Below are 14,948 nucleotides of genomic sequence, written 5' to 3' on the forward strand. Positions count from 1 at the left end.
GGGCAAAGGGGTAATGATGAACGGACGAAAGCGGTAACGCGGGCGGGTCGTCGTCACGCCCGCCCGCGAGCCCCGATCAGCAGGGGTGGTTCTCTCCGCGGCGCACGCAGGTGATCTGTCCCATGATCGAGATGGCGATCTCGGCCGGGGTGACCGCGCCGATGGACAGGCCGACCGGACCGCGGATCCGCTTGACCTCGGCCTCGCTCAGCCCCTCGTCGCGCAGGCGGTCCAGACGCAGCGCGTGGGTGCGCTTGCTGCCCAGCGCGCCCACATAGAAGGCGGGGGAGCGCAGGGCGGCGATCAGTGCCGGATCGTCCAGCTTCGGGTCGTGGGTCAGGGTCACGACCGCGGTGCGGACATCGGGCTTCAGTTCCGCCAAGGCCTCGTCCGGCCACAAATGGTTCAGCTTGACGCCGGGGAAGCGCGCTTCGGTCGCGAAGGCCCCACGCGGATCGATCACCGTCACGTCGTAGCCGGTCAGCGCCGCCACCGGGGCCAGCGCCTGGGCGATGTGCACCGCACCGACGATCAGCAGCCGCATGGCCGGGTTGTGGACCTGCACGAACAGGCGGAAGCCGTCCTCGTCCTGCGGATCGACCAGCAGGCCGGAGCGGTCCTGGCGGATGCGTCGGCGCACCTCGTCCAGCAGGTCGGGCTCCAGCCCGAAGCCGCCATGGATGGTGTCTTCGAAGACAAGGGTTTGCAGACCGCTGTTGAGGTCGGTCACCAGGGCGGCCGGGGTCGCGGCGGCCTTCGCCGCCAGCAGCCGGTCCAGAATTTCGCGTTTCATTCCACGGCCTCGATATAGACCTGTACCTGCCCGCCGCAGGCCAGCCCGACTTCCCAGGCCATTTCGTTGCTGATGCCGAAGGACAGCAGGCGCGGTTCGCCGTCCTCCATCGTCTTGGCCGCCTCGTGCGCCACGGCGCCTTCGATGCAGCCGCCGGACACGGAACCGGCCATGGAGCCGCGGTCGTCGACCGCCAACTGGCTGCCGACCGGCCGCGGCGAGGAGCCCCAGGTCGACACGACGGTCGCCAGGGCAACCCTGCGGCCGGCGGCGCGCCATGCGGCTGCCTGCTCCACGATGTTGTCCGCCATCAGGGTGTCGTTCATCCCGCCGCCTCCTTCAACCAGCGGCGCAAGCCCGGGCTACGTCGCGGACCGTCGGCCGACAGGGCGCCGGCCAGATCCGCGAGGCTGTTCAGGCTGTGGGCCGCAAGAAAATCGTCCACATGCGGCAGCAGCGCCCGGATGCCCGAGGATTTCGGCGCGAAGCCTTCCCAGCGCAACAAAGGATTCAGCCAGACGAGCCGCCGACAGCTTTTGTGCAACCGTTCGGCCTCTGCCGCAAGCCCTTCCCCTGCATCCCTGTCCAGCCCGTCGGTAATGAGAAGCACCACCGCGCCCTGGCCCAGCACCCGCCGCGCCCAGGTCCGGTTGAAGGCGAGCAGAGCGGTGCCGATGCGCGTGCCGCCCGACCAGTCGGCGACCGCCCCCGACACCGCGTCCAGCGCCACGTCGACGTCCTTGTGCCGCAGATGGCGGGTGATGTTGGTCAGGCGCGTGCCGAAGACGAAGCTGTACACGCGGTCACGGTCGTTGGTGACCGCATGCATGAAATGCAGCAGCATCCGCGAATAGCGCGTCATCGATCCGGAAATGTCGCACAGCACCACCAGCGGCGGCGGCCGGGTGCGGCGGCGCTTGCGGGCAAGGTCCGACAGGTCGCCGCCGGTGCGCAGCATCCGCCGCAGGGTGGCGCGCGGATCGACGCGCGGCCCCATCGGGTCGGGGCGGTAGCGCCGGGTGGTGACCTCCGCCAGCGGCAGGGCGAGACGGGTCAGCAGGCGCTTGGCCTGTGCCATCTCCTCGCCCGTCATCTTCTCGAAATCCTTGTCCTGCAGGCGTTCGGCGGCCGATACGGTGAAGGAGGCGTCGACCTCGATCTCCGTCTTCTCCGGCTCCTCCTGTTCGGCGCCGCTGCCGTGCAGGGCCTCGGCGAGGCGCTGGGCCATCTCCTGCCGGTCGGCCGGGGCCTCCGTTCGCACCTTCGGCAGCATCAGCGACATCATCTTCTTCAGGATGTCGGGGTTGCGCCAGAAGACGTGGAAGGCCTGGTCGAACAGTTCGCTCTGGTCGTGGCGGTTCACGAAGACGGCATGCAGAGCCCAATAGAAGTCGGTGCGGTTGCGCAGGCCCACCGCCTCCACCGCCTCCACCGCCTGCAGGACCTTGCCGGGTCCCACCGGCAGGCCGGCGGCGCGCAGCGCGCGGGCGAAATGCATCAGGTTGAGGGTGAGGCGGCCGGCCGGCGCTTCGTCCGTCATGGCGGCCTCAGCGCGCGGTGGTGGCGGCCAGCTCGGTCTTGACCTGGGTCAGGATGCGCGCCGCCTCGCTGCCCTGGATGCGGGCGATGTCGTCCTGGTATTTCAGCAGCGTGCCCAGCGTGTCGTTGATGACGGACGGCTCCAGCTCCAGCTGGTTCAGTTCCACCAGGGCCTGCGCCCAGTCGAGCGTCTCCGCCACGCCCGGCGCCTTGTAGAGGTCCATGCTGCGCAGGGTCTGGACGAAGCCGACCACCTGGGCGGCCAGCCTTGCGTCGGCCTGCGGCGCCTTGACCGACAGGATCTCCCGCTCCCGCGCGGCACCGGGATAATCGACCCAGTGGTAGAAGCAGCGCCGCTTCAGCGCGTCGTGGATTTCGCGCGTGCGGTTGGAGGTGAGGATGACGATGGGCGGCTCCGGCGCGTGGACGGTGCCGAATTCGGGGATGGAGACCTGATAATCGGAGAGAATCTCCAGCAGATAGGCCTCGAACGGCTCGTCGGTGCGGTCCAGTTCGTCGATCAGCAGCACCGGCGGTCCGGCGAGGTCGGGTTCCAGAGCCTGCAGCAGCGGACGCTTGACCAGAAAGCGTTCGGAGAACAGGTCGGCGGCCAGCGAGTCGCGATCCTGTCCGCCCGACACCTCGGCCAGCCGGATCTCCATCATCTGGCGGGCATAGTTCCACTCATAGACGGCGGACGAGGCGTCCAGCCCTTCATAGCATTGCAGCCGCAGCAGCTTGCGGCCGAGCGTCGCCGACAGGACCTTGGCGATCTCCGTCTTGCCGACGCCGGCCTCGCCCTCAAGGAACAGCGGCCGCTTCAGCTTCAGCGCCAGGAACAGCGCGGTCGCCAGCGAGCGGTCCGCGACGTAATTGCCGCGGGTGAGAAGCGCCAGCGTGTCATCGACGGAGGCGGGGAGGGGGGTGGTCATGAAGGGCCTTTAGGAGCCAACCGGCAAATCCGCCTCTCCCCCCTGGGGAGAGGTCGGGCGGCGAAGCCGACCGGGTGAGGGGGGCGGACCCTCTCCCTCGGGGAGAGGGTGGCGCCGAAGGCGCCGGGTGAGGGACTTTGCATTGCTTGGACGATCCACGCAACGCATCCCCCTCACCCTAACCCTCTCCCCGCTTTCGGCGGACCAAAGGTCCGCCTGTCGCGTCAGCGCAAATAGAGTTTGCGCGAGAGCGGGGGGAGAGGGGACTCTCCACATCACCCAGCCGCTTCGACTGCGCGCTTCGCCATCACGGTGACGAGGTGGGCGCGGTAGTCGGCGCTGGCGTGGATGTCGGCGTTCAGGCCGGCGGCTTCCACCGACAGGCCGTTCAGCGCCTCCGCCCGGAAGTCGGCGGCCAGGGCCGTCTCGAACGCCGTGGCGCGGAAGACGGAGCCGGCGGCGCCGGTCACCGCCACCCGCACCTCGGCGCCGAAGCGGGCGACGAACACGCCGACGATGGCGTAGCGGCTTGCCGGGTTGCGGAACTTGGCGTAGGCCGCCTTGTCGGGCCTGGAGAAGCGCACCGACTTGACGATCTCGCCCGGCTCCAGCGCGGTTTCGAACATGCCGGTGAAGAACTCATCGCCGGAGATGGTCCGGCGGTCGGTCGTCACCACCGATTTCAGCGCCACGACCGCCGACGGATAGTCGGCCGACGGGTCGGCGTTGGCGATGGAACCGCCCATCGTGCCCATGTTGCGGACCTGCCGGTCGCCGATGCCCTCGGCGAGGCTGGCCAGCGCCGGGATCACTCGCTTGACGAGGTCGGAATGGGCGACTTCCGCATGGCGGGTGAAGGCGCCGATCTCCAAACCGCCATCCGCCTCGCGGATGCCCTTCAGCTCCGGAATTGCGCCGAGGTCGATCAGGTCGGTCGGCCGGGCGAGGCGCTGTTTCAGCGTCGGCAGCAGGGTCTGGCCGCCGCCCAGCAGCTTGGCCTCTTCCGCCTGGATGGCGGTCGCCGCGTCGGCAAGCGTTGTCGGCCGTTGGTACGTGAACGCGTACATTCTCTAGCCTCCTTCTTCTTCGGCCGTCTTATTCCGCCGCCATAGCCGGGGCAGGGGCGGGAGCAGCGTCGCGGATCGTCCGCCAGACCTTCTCCGGCGTCGCCGGCATGTCCATGTGGGTGACGCCGTACTCCGACAGCGCATCCACCACCGCGTTCATCACGGCGGCTGCGGCGCCGATCGTCCCGGCCTCGCCGCAGCCCTTCACACCCAGCGGGTTGTGGGTGCAGGGCTGGTCCTCGTGATAGCGCACGGTGAAGGATGGGACATCGTCCGCCCGCGGCATGCAATAGTCCATGTAAGACCCGGTGACGAGCTGCCCCGATTCCTCGTCATAGACACAATTCTCGTACAGCGCCTGCCCGATGCCCTGGACGAGGCCGCCATGCACCTGCCCCTCGACGATCAGCGGGTTGATGACGTTGCCGAAATCGTCCACCGCGGCGAAGCTGACGATGGTGGTGACGCCGGTGTCGGGATCGATCTCCACCTCGCAGACATGGCAGCCGTTGGGGTAGGTGAAGTTCTTGGGATCATAGAAGGCCTGCTCGTCCAGCCCCGGCTCCAGCTCGTCGAGCGGGAAGTTGTGCGGGACGTAGGCCTGCAGGGCGATGTCGCCGATGCCCAGGCTCTTGTCGGTGCCGGCGACGGTGAAGCGGCCCTCCTTCACCTCGATGTCGGTCTCGGCGGCTTCCAGCATGTGGGCGGCGATCTTCTTCGCCTTGCGCTCCACCTTGTCCATCGCCTTCACCAGGGCCGATCCGCCGACCGCGAGCGAGCGCGAGCCGTAGGTGCCCATGCCGAAGGGGATCTTGTTGGTGTCGCCGTGGACGATCTCGACATTCTCGATCGGGATGCCGAAGCGGTCGGCCACGATCTGGGCGAAGGTGGTCTCATGGCCCTGGCCGTGGCTGTGAGCGCCTGTGAAGACCGTCACCGAACCCGTTGGATGGAAACGGACTTCCGCGCATTCATAAAGTCCTGCGCGAGCGCCGAGCGCACCGGCGACGTTGCTGGGGGCGATGCCGCAGGCCTCGATGTAGGTGGCGAATCCGATGCCGCGCAGCTTGCCGCGCGCCTTCGATTCGGCCCGGCGCTGCTGGAAGCCGGGGTAGTCGACCAGCGGCAGGGCGATGTCGAGATTCTTGGCGAAGTCGCCGGTGTCGTATTGCAATGCTACCGGCGTCTGGTAGGGCATCGCCTCCTTGGGCACGAAGTTGCGGCGGCGGATTTCGGTCTTGTCCATGCCCATCACACCGGCGGCGACATCGACCAGCCGTTCGATCAGGTAGCAGGCCTCCGGCCGGCCGGCGCCGCGATAGGCATCGACGGGGGAGGTGTTGGTGAAGACCGCCTTCACCTCGGCGTAGATCGCCGGGGTCTTGTACTGGCCGGCCAGCAGGGTGGCGTAGAGGTAGGTCGGGATCGACGGCGCGAAGGTTGACAGATAGGCGCCGAGATTGGCGAGCGTCGAGACGCGCAGCGCCAGGAAATTGCCGTCGGCGTCCATCGCCAGTTCGGCATGGCTGACATGGTCGCGGCCGTGGGCGTCGGTCAGGAAGCTTTCGGAGCGGTCGGCGGTCCATTTCACCGGCCGGCCGACCTTGCGCGCCGCCCAGGTGACGACGGCCTCCTCGCCGTAATGGAAGATCTTCGACCCGAAGCCGCCACCGACGTCCGGCGCCACCACCCGCAGCTTGTGTTCGGGAATGCCCAGCACGAAGGCGCCCATCAGCAGGCGGGTGACGTGCGGGTTCTGGCTGGTGGTGGTCAGCGTGTATTCGCCGTTGGACTGGTCATATTCGCCCATCGCCGCGCGCGGTTCCATCGCGTTCGGCACTAGGCGCTGGTTGACCAGATCGATCCTGGCGACATGGGCGGCATTGGCGAAGGCGGCATCCACCGCCGCTTGGTCGCCCAGATGCCAGTCGTAGCAGACATTGTCCGGCGCATCGTCATGGACCAGCGGCGCACCGCCGGCGACCGCGCGGGTGGAGGAGCCCACGGCCGGCAGTTCCTCGTAATCGACCACCACCATCTCGGCGGCGTCGCGCGCCTGCTCGCGGGTTTCGGCGATCACCACCGCCACCGCATCGCCGACATAGCGCACGCGGTCGCGCGCCAGCGGATAGTGCGGAGGCTCCTTCATCGGCGAGCCGTCCTTGGAATGGATCTGCCAGCCGCAGGGCAGGCTGCCGACCTTGTCGGCCTCCATGTCGGCCCCGGTCAGCACGGCGACCACGCCCGGCATCGCTGCCGCGTCCGTGAAGTCGATGCCCAGGATGCGGGCATGGGCGTAGGGGGAGCGCACATGGACCGCATGGGTCATGTTCGGGCGCTTGAAATCATCCGTGTAGTTGCCGCGGCCGGTCAGAAAGCGCTGGTCTTCGCGCCGGCGCACCGAGGCGCCGATGCCATTGGGGTTCGCCATCTCGTGTTTCCTCCCACAGGAACGCGTAAGATGCGGGAATACCTGGACTTTGGGCTTTTCGCCCTTATTCGGCCGCGACCGGCGCCGGTTGTGCGCCCGCCATCGCGTCAGCCCCCGCCTTCACCGCCTTGACGATGTTGTGGTAGCCGGTGCAGCGGCAGATGTTGCCTTCCAGCCCCTCGCGGATTTCGGCCTCGGTCGGATTCGGGTTGTCGCGGACCAGATCGACCGCGCTCATCACCATGCCCGGCGTGCAGAAACCGCACTGCAGCCCATGATGCTCGCGGAAGGCGGCCTGCATCGGGTGCAGCGTGCCGTCGGCCGCCGCCAGCCCTTCGATCGTCGTCACCTCCGCCCCGTTGGCCTGGACGGCCAGCGTGGTGCAGGACTTCACCGACCGGCCGTCGACATGCACGACGCAGGCGCCGCACTGGCTGGTGTCGCAGCCGACATGGGTGCCCGTCAGGCCGAGATGCTCGCGCAGGAAGGCGACGAGCAGGGTGCGCTCCTCCACCTCGCGCGAGACCGTCTTGCCGTTGACGGTCATCGAAACGGTACAGGACATCGGTTTTCCTCCCGCTGGCTGAAGTCTGGCTTGCAGTCGTTTGGCGTGCAGTTGGGACTTGTGACTGTCGTGTGACGCGCCTTGAGCCGGAGCCGTGGTGGTGTCGGCTTCGGCCGGCGGTCTTCCGCCACAAGGATAGGGGGTGACTGGCCGTCGAGGTCAAGGAGCCTCTGCATGCCTTGGCCGAAAGAATGGTGCACGGACCTTCATTCTATCGGATTGTACGTACTGGCGCGCAATTTTGTGGCGCGTTACAGTGGGTTGGGGCTGCCCGCACACTTGCGGGCACACGAACAAATCAGCCCGGCACCGATCCGGGTGCAGCAACGATAATGGGGAGAGCCGCTATGAATCGCCCGTCCGTGAAACGTCACGTCCTGGCCCTGTGCACGGCCGCAGGCCTGGGACTCGGCCTCGCCGCTCTGCCGGCCAAGGCGGAGACCTTCATCACCGTGCTGACCGGCGGCACCAGCGGCGTCTATTACCCGCTGGGCGTGGCGCTGTCGAACGTGTACGGCAAGGCGCTGCCGGGGGCCAAGGTGACGGCGCAGGCGACAAAGGCATCCGTCGAGAACCTGAACCTGCTGCAGGCCGGCCGCGGCGAGATCGGCTTCACGCTGGGCGATTCGCTGAGCGACGCCTGGAAGGGCAACGAGGAGGTCGGGTTCAAGCAGAAGCTGGAGAAGCTGCGCACCATCGCCGCCATCTATCCCAACTACATCCAGGTGGTCGCCAGCAAGGAGTCCGGCATCAAGACCCTGGCCGACCTGAAGGGCAAGCGCGTGTCGGTCGGCGCGCCGAAGTCGGGGACGGAGCTGAACGCGCGAGCCATCTTCGGCGCCGCCGGGCTTGCCTACAAGGACTTCGCCAAGACCGAGTACCTGCCCTTCGGCGAATCGGTCGACCTGATCAAGAACCGGCAGTTGGACGCGACGCTGATCTCCGCCGGCCTCGGCGTGGCGGCGATCAAGGATCTGTCGGCCTCGCAGGAGGTCACCATCGTCAGCATTCCGGCCGATCTGGTCCAGAAGGTCGGCGACGCCGCCTACATCACCGAGACGATCCCGGCCGGCACCTATCCGGGCCAGACCGAAGCGGTGCCGACCGCCGCGGTCCGCAACCTGCTGGTCAGCCATTCCGGCGTGTCGGACGATGCCGCCTATGCCATGACCAAGACGCTGTTTGAGAATCTCGACGCGCTGGCCGCCGCCCATGTCGCCGCCAAGCAGATCAAGCTCGACCAGACCGCCACCCAGTCGCCGGTGCCGCTGCATCCGGGCGCCATCAAGTATTTCAAGGAAAAGGGGCTGATGTAAGCGGCGGCCGGGCGGAGAAGACGCAGTGAGCGCAAACAAGACGCAGGCGGACTCCGAGATTCGCCAAGCCATCGACCGGGAAAACCCCGCCACGGTCGCCGCATTCGAGGGGTTCGACGGGCGGGCCGTTTTCGCCATCGCCGTCGCCTTCTCCGCCTTCCAGATCTGGACCGCCGCCTTCAACCCGGTGTCCACCATGGTGGTGCGGGCGGTCCATGTCGGCTTCCTTCTGCTGATGACCTTCACCCTGTTCGGCTTCCGCCAGACGTCGGTGCGCAGACGGGTCCCCTGGTACGACTGGCTGCTGGGACTGACCGCCTTCGGCATCGGTCTCTATCATTACGTGTTCGAGGTCGACCTGATCCAGCGGGCGGGCGATCCCAGCACCACCGACCTGATCGTCGGCACCGTCGCCGTGGCGCTGGTGTTCGAAGGGGCGCGGCGGATCATGGGAATGGCCCTGCCGATCATGTGCGGCGTGTTCATTCCCTACGCCCTGTTCGGCCGTCATCTTCCCTTCGGGCTCGCCCACCGCGGTTACGACATCGATCAGGTGATCGACAATCTGTATCTGTCGACGGAGGGCATCTACGGCACGCCGACCTTCGTGTCGGCCAGCTACATCTTCCTGTTCATCCTGTTCGGCGCCTTCCTGGAGCGCGCCGGCATGATCAAGCTGTTCAACGACGTGTCGCTCGGCCTCGTCGGCCATGCCAAGGGCGGGCCGGCCAAGGTGGCGGTGATCTCGTCGGGATTGATGGGCACCATCAATGGCTCCGGCGTCGCCAACGTGCTGACCACCGGCCAGTTCACCATTCCGCTGATGATGCGATTCGGCTATCGCCCGGCCTTCGCCGGTGCCGTGGAGGCCACCGCCAGCATGGGCGGGCAGCTGATGCCGCCGGTGATGGGTGCCGCCGCCTTCATCATGGCGGAGACCATCGGCGTGCCCTACAGCGAGGTGGCCATAGCCGCCGCGATCCCGGCGATTCTCTACTTCGGCAGCGCCTTCTGGATGGTCCATCTGGAGGCGGGCAGGCACAACCTCGTCGGCCTGCCGAAGGACCAATGCCCAAGCGCCCTGCGCGCCGTGGTGGAGGGTTGGTACCTGATCCTGCCGCTGGCCGCCCTGGTCTACCTGCTGTTCTCCGGCTTCACCCCGCTGTTTGCCGGCGTGATCGGCATCGCGGCGACGGCAGCCCTGATCCTGGGCACCACCATCGTCGGCACCATTGGTCCTATCGCGCTGCGCATCGCCTTCTGGGTGGCGGTGGGGCTGGTCGCCGCCGGGCTGTGGAAGCTGGGATTCCGGACAGAGCATCTGGCCTTCGCCATGGTCGTCCTGCTGGTCGTTCCCTGCCTGCTGTTCAAGGGCGGGCGGCAGACCCTGGTGCTGGTGGTGAACAGCATCGCCGACGGTGCCAAGAACGCCGTCGGCGTCGGCGTCGCCTGCGCGCTGGTCGGCGTGCTGATCGGCATGATGACTCTGACCGGGCTGGCCTCCAGCTTCGCCTCCACCATCGTCGACTGGTCGGGCGGCAACCTGCTGGCGGCGCTGGTGCTGACGATGATCGCCTGCATCGTGCTGGGCACCGGATTGCCGACGACGGCGAACTACATCATCACCGCCTCCATCGCCGCGCCCGCCCTGCTGAGCATGGGCGTCCCGCTGATCGTCAGCCATATGTTCGTCTTCTATTTCGGCATCATGGCCGATCTGACCCCGCCGGTGGCCTTGGCGGCCCTGGCGGCTTCGTCGATCTGCAAGGCCAACCACATGGACATCGGCTGGATCGCGACGCGGGTGGCGATGGCCGGCTATGTCGTGCCCTTCATGGCGGTGTATGACCCCGCATTGGTGATGCAGACCGGAAGCTGGCTTGCAGTGGCCTACGTCTTCTTCAAGGCCTGTGTCGCCATCGCCCTGTGGGGTGCGGCCACCATCGGCTTCTTCTGGACGCCGTTGCCGCTGATCGCCCGCCTGTATGCCGCGGTCACCGCCTTCCTGTTCGTCGTGGCATTGCCGATCACCGACGAGGCCGCCTTCGTCCTGACCGGTCTGTTCCTGCTGTGGCAGCACCGCCGCCGGCGCAGTGTCCCGGCGCCCGCACCAGCCTGATTCAGGCAGGGTGACGTGGCCGGTCTCTGCCTGCTCGCCCTCGGCGGCGCGCTTCTCGCGTCGCTGCCGGGGACGGATTTCACCCTGTCCTGGACCCATTCCGTCGAGAAGACCGAATGGCGTGAACGCTGGTCGGTGGAAGGCGGACGGCTGCGGCCGGTGGAGGCCCGGATCCGCGGCACCGGCGCCGGCATGGAACCGGGGCCGGACGCCCGGCTGACCGGCGACGGCTGGCTGGCGTGGGTGCCCGGCCTGCCGCCGCAGGAGAGCGTCGCGCTGGCGGCCTCCGGCTTCACCGGCGAGCACCGGCTGTGCGCGGATGCCGATTGCCGGCCGCTGTCGGGCTGGACCGGGGTTGCGGATCAAGCGGTGGTGATGCGGGCCTGCCGGTGATGCGTTCCTGCGTCAGTCCGCGAAAGTTGGTATGGTAGCGTCCCTTCCGGCTTGGCTTACGTTCTGTCAGTCCGCATACTCCCGGTCCTTTCGTCAGCCTACCGTTCGGACCGATGACCAACTCCTCCCCCTCCCGCCGCCCATCATTTTTCCCGGCCTTCTTCGCCGTGGCGCTGGCCGCCGGCGGCCTGTTGCTGGGCACGCATGGTGCCCTGGCGGCGGAGGTCGCCCATGGCGGAGCACCTCATCTGGACGGTCGGATGCTGAGTGCCGTTTGGGTGGTGCCGTTCGCCGGCATCCTGCTGTCGATCGCGCTGTTTCCGCTGCTGGCGCCGGTGATGTGGCACCATCATTTCGGCAAGATCTCGGCCGTATGGGCACTCGCCTTCCTGGTGCCCTTCGCCGCGACCTTCGGGCCGGAACTGGCGACCTACGAGCTGCTGCATACGGTCCTGCTCGAATATATCCCCTTCATCGTTCTATTGACCGCACTGTTCACGGTGGCGGGCGGCGTGCGCGTGACCGGATCGCTGGTCGGGACACCGCTGGCCAACACGGTCGGGCTGGCGCTCGGCACCGTCCTGGCCAGCCTGATGGGTACGACCGGCGCCTCGATGCTGCTGATCCGCCCGATGCTGCGTGCGAACGAACACCGGCGCGATAAAGTTCACACGATGGTGTTCTTCATCTTCCTGGTGTCGAATGTCGGCGGATCGCTGACGCCGCTGGGTGACCCGCCGCTGTTCCTGGGCTTCCTGAAGGGCGTCGATTTCTTCTGGCCGACGGTCCACCTGTTCGCGCCGATGGCCTTCCTGTCGGTCCTGCTGCTGCTGATCTATTTCGTTCTCGACGTCGTGCTGCACACCCGTGACCCCGGCAAGCACCCGCTGATCGAAGGCGTGCACGAGCGGGAACCGATCCGCATTGAAGGTTCGGTCAACCTTCTGCTGCTGGTGGCGATCGTCGGTGCCGTGCTGCTCAGCGGCGTCTGGCATCCCGGGATCGGCGTCACGCTGTACCATGTGACGGTGCAGCTGGAGACCATCGTGTCGAACCTGCTGCTGCTGGGCATCACCGGCCTGTCGCTGGCCCTGACCAGCAAGCAGAGCCGCCGCATGAACGGCTTCAGCTGGGGACCGATCCTGGAGGTGGCGAAGCTGTTTGCCGCCATCTTCCTGACCATCATCCCGGCCATCGCCATCCTGAAGGCCGGCACCGACGGCGCGTTGGGCGCAATCATCTCTGCGGTGAACGAGGGTGGGAAGCCGAACCCGGCCGCCTATTTCTGGGCCACCGGCATCCTGTCCAGCTTCCTCGACAACGCACCGACCTACCTGATCTTCTTCAACACGGCCGGAGGCGACGCGAAGGTTCTGATGACCGACCTGTCGCTGACGCTGACCGCGATTTCCGCCGGCGCGGTGTTCATGGGCGCCAACAGCTACATCGGCAACGCCCCCAACTTCATGGTCAAGGCCATCGCGGAGGAGCGCGGCGTCGCCATGCCCAGCTTCTTCGGCTATATGGCCTGGTCCTGCGGCATCCTGGTGCCGCTGCTGGGCCTGACCACGCTGGTGTTCTTCGTCTGACGCAAGCGCCTGTCACACCCCGAAGGGATAGGTGTCGGGCACGTCCGTCCGGGCGTGCTCCGGCCCCAGCGGGGTGACGGCGGCCGTCTCGTCGAACCAGACCCAGGCGTCGAACTGGCCCGGCAGGGTGGCTTCCGAATAGTGGCTCCACAGCTCCGTCTCGGGCCGGTAGATGACGCCGATGAAGCGTTCCAGCCGCGGCGTCAGCAGGGCGCGCCGCACCGCCCCGTTCCGCTCCGCCTGAAGGTCGAGCAGGAAGCGCTGCACTCCCGCGTCGTGGCAGAGCCGTTCATAGCTGTCGCTGCGCGACGGGCGCACCCGCTTCACCTCCATGGCGCCGTTCCAGTCGGTGGCCGCGGCCACCGTGCCGCCATGGGTGCCGAAGCCGATCAGCGCCGCCTCCGCACCGAAGCGCTCGCGGCAGAGCTGGCCGATGTTCAGCTCGTCGCGGGTGATGCCCATGTCGGTCTGGCGGGCATCGCCGATGTGGGAATTGTGGGCCCAGACCACCGCCTTCGCGTCCGGCCCCTTGGCCTCCAGCAGGTTGGCGAGGGTTTCGAACATATGGGTGTCGCGCAGGTTCCAACTGTCCGCCCCGCCGTAATACATGATGCGGTAATAGCGCTCGGCCGAAGCGATCAGGCGGGCGTTCTGGGCGGCGTCGAGGAAGCGGTCGCCGTCCTCCCCCGCATAATCCAGCCGCTTTTCGAGCAAGGCCCGGCACTGCTCGATCACCGCCGCCTCGCATTTGCGGAATCCGCCGGACAGCGCCGCGCGGCCATAGGTGGCGGGATCGCGCTGCCAGGGCGTCAAGCAGCCGTAGCGCTCGCGCGCCGCCGCCGCCGCCTCCGGATCGACGCGGTCGAGATAGTCCAGCACCGCGGCGATCGAACCGCCCATGTTGTACATGTCCAGCCCATAGAATCCGGCGCGCCGCTCCGGCGGCTGGCTGCCGTTGCGGTCATGCAGCCAATCGAGGAAGGCGGCGACGTCGGTGTTCCGCCACATCCAACTGGGGAAACGCTGGAAGGGCGGCTCCTCCGCCCGGCCGCCGGGGCGCTGGCGGACATAGCGGTCGATTACGGCGGCGTCCGGCCAGTCGGCTTCCACGGCGACGATGGTGAAGCCGTGCTGCTCGATCAGCCTCTTCGTGATGGCGGCGCGGGCGCGGTAGAACTCCGAGGTGCCGTGGCTCGCTTCGCCCAGCAGCACGACGCGGCGGTCGCCCCAACGGTCGAACAGCCGGCCGAAGTCGGGGCTGTCGAAATCCGGCAGGGGTTCGGCGGCATCGGCGATCATCTCCGGCAGGGTGGCCGGTGGCTCTCCCGGCCGCCGTCCCGGGCTGTGGTTGCTGGCCGAGCGCGTGCCGTCCTCCGCCCAGCCCTGGGCGCCGATCAGCGGCACGAAGGACACGCGGTCCCGCTCCTCCCGCTCGAATTCGGTTTCACTGTGGCGGACGACCTTCACCAGCGTCTGGTCCCGGCGGGCGCCGACCGGGATCACCATCCGCCCGCCGATGGCGAGCTGGTCCATCAGCGCCTTCGGCACCTCCGGCCCACCGGCCGACACCAGGATGACGTCGAAGGGCGCTTCCTCCGACCAGCCTTCGGTCCCGTCGCCGGTGCGCACCGTCACGTCGCCGAACCCAAGATCCTGCAGCCGGCGCCGTGCCGATTGGGCCAAGCTGGGGTGCCGTTCGACCGCGAAGACGCGGCCCCGGCCCTGGCGGGCGATGTGGCCCAACAGCGCCGCGACATAGCCGGAGCCCGCCCCGACCTCCAGCACCCTGTCGTTCGCGCCGACCTCCGCCGCCTCGATCATCGCGGCGACGACGCTGGGCTGCGAGATCGTCTGCTCCTCCCCGATGGGCAGGGGCGAGTCCTCATAGGCGAACTCGACCATCTCGGGCGCGACGAAATGCTCGCGCGGGACGGCACGCATGGCGTTGAGGACGGGTTCGGCGCGGATGCCGCGGCGGGCGATCTGGGTGTCGACCATCCGCTGGCGCTGGCGATTGACGTTGGCCACGGTCTTCTCCCCGGGGCAGGAATGCGGCGATCAGCTGTTTGATGGCCCAACAGGTTGCGAGCCGCGGCGTTCCATCCCCCGTACCGGTGCGGACCGGATAAGGGGCAGCAAAAAAATGCGCCCGGAAGCCAATGCCGCCGGGCGCAAAGTCACAGTACGAAAGAGGATCATCAGCA

At 67.7% G+C, this 14,948-nt stretch carries 12 protein-coding genes; 4 read left to right on the forward strand and 8 right to left on the reverse strand.

What is annotated here, in order from left to right; genetic code table 11:
* Positions 1-76: 76 nt before the first annotated feature.
* The 7 genes from ACWPKK_RS23275 to ACWPKK_RS23305 form a co-directional block, all read right to left on the reverse strand.
* A complete protein-coding gene (locus ACWPKK_RS23275; RefSeq protein WP_452008990.1) occupies positions 77-793 on the reverse strand; it encodes an XdhC family protein in 717 nt (238 codons plus the stop codon).
* The gene (locus ACWPKK_RS23280; protein WP_324864958.1) at positions 790-1,119 is read right to left on the reverse strand and encodes an XdhC family protein; all 330 of its coding nucleotides are present in this window, start codon (positions 1,117-1,119) and stop codon (positions 790-792) included. The genes ACWPKK_RS23275 and ACWPKK_RS23280 overlap by 4 nt, the downstream gene beginning before the upstream one ends.
* Positions 1,116-2,333 carry a vWA domain-containing protein gene (locus tag ACWPKK_RS23285; protein ID WP_452008992.1) on the reverse strand — a complete coding sequence of 406 codons (1,218 nt, stop codon included), beginning with the start codon at positions 2,331-2,333 and terminating at the stop codon, positions 1,116-1,118. The genes ACWPKK_RS23280 and ACWPKK_RS23285 overlap by 4 nt, the downstream gene beginning before the upstream one ends.
* A gap of 7 nt (positions 2,334-2,340) precedes the next feature.
* Positions 2,341-3,264: an AAA family ATPase gene (locus ACWPKK_RS23290; protein ID WP_452008994.1), complete on the reverse strand. Its 924-nt coding sequence runs from the start codon at positions 3,262-3,264 to the stop codon at positions 2,341-2,343.
* Positions 3,265-3,539: 275 nt separating this feature from the next.
* Positions 3,540-4,331 (reverse strand): FAD binding domain-containing protein, encoded by a 792-nt coding sequence (locus ACWPKK_RS23295; protein ID WP_452008997.1) that lies wholly within the window; start codon positions 4,329-4,331, stop codon positions 3,540-3,542.
* Positions 4,332-4,359: 28 nt separating this feature from the next.
* Complete coding sequence (locus tag ACWPKK_RS23300) at positions 4,360-6,762, reverse strand: xanthine dehydrogenase family protein molybdopterin-binding subunit (protein ID WP_452009000.1); 2,403 nt, start codon at positions 6,760-6,762, stop codon at positions 4,360-4,362.
* A 64-nt stretch (positions 6,763-6,826) separates the two neighbouring features.
* Entirely contained in the window at positions 6,827-7,327 is a 501-nt protein-coding gene (locus tag ACWPKK_RS23305; protein ID WP_452009002.1) for a (2Fe-2S)-binding protein, read from the reverse strand.
* Positions 7,328-7,674: 347 nt separating this feature from the next.
* Here ACWPKK_RS23305 and ACWPKK_RS23310 point away from each other — a divergent pair, with 347 nt between their 5' ends.
* The 4 genes from ACWPKK_RS23310 to ACWPKK_RS23325 all read left to right on the forward strand — a co-directional run bounded on the left by ACWPKK_RS23310 (position 7,675) and on the right by ACWPKK_RS23325 (position 12,744).
* Positions 7,675-8,643 carry a TAXI family TRAP transporter solute-binding subunit gene (locus ACWPKK_RS23310; RefSeq protein WP_452009005.1) on the forward strand — a complete coding sequence of 323 codons (969 nt, stop codon included), beginning with the start codon at positions 7,675-7,677 and terminating at the stop codon, positions 8,641-8,643.
* Positions 8,644-8,668: 25 nt separating this feature from the next.
* Complete coding sequence (locus tag ACWPKK_RS23315; RefSeq protein WP_452009007.1) at positions 8,669-10,762, forward strand: TRAP transporter permease; 2,094 nt, start codon at positions 8,669-8,671, stop codon at positions 10,760-10,762.
* 15 nt (positions 10,763-10,777) lie between these two features.
* Complete coding sequence (locus ACWPKK_RS23320) at positions 10,778-11,155, forward strand: DUF1850 domain-containing protein (RefSeq protein WP_452009009.1); 378 nt, start codon at positions 10,778-10,780, stop codon at positions 11,153-11,155.
* 113 nt (positions 11,156-11,268) lie between these two features.
* Positions 11,269-12,744 carry a sodium:proton antiporter gene (locus ACWPKK_RS23325; RefSeq protein ID WP_452009011.1) on the forward strand — a complete coding sequence of 492 codons (1,476 nt, stop codon included), beginning with the start codon at positions 11,269-11,271 and terminating at the stop codon, positions 12,742-12,744.
* A gap of 12 nt (positions 12,745-12,756) precedes the next feature.
* Here the strand turns inward: ACWPKK_RS23325 and ACWPKK_RS23330 are convergent, their stop codons facing one another.
* Complete coding sequence (locus ACWPKK_RS23330; RefSeq protein ID WP_452009014.1) at positions 12,757-14,772, reverse strand: protein-L-isoaspartate(D-aspartate) O-methyltransferase; 2,016 nt, start codon at positions 14,770-14,772, stop codon at positions 12,757-12,759.
* Between the last annotated feature and the right edge of the window lie 176 nt (positions 14,773-14,948).

Source organism: Azospirillum largimobile (assembly GCF_977007025.2).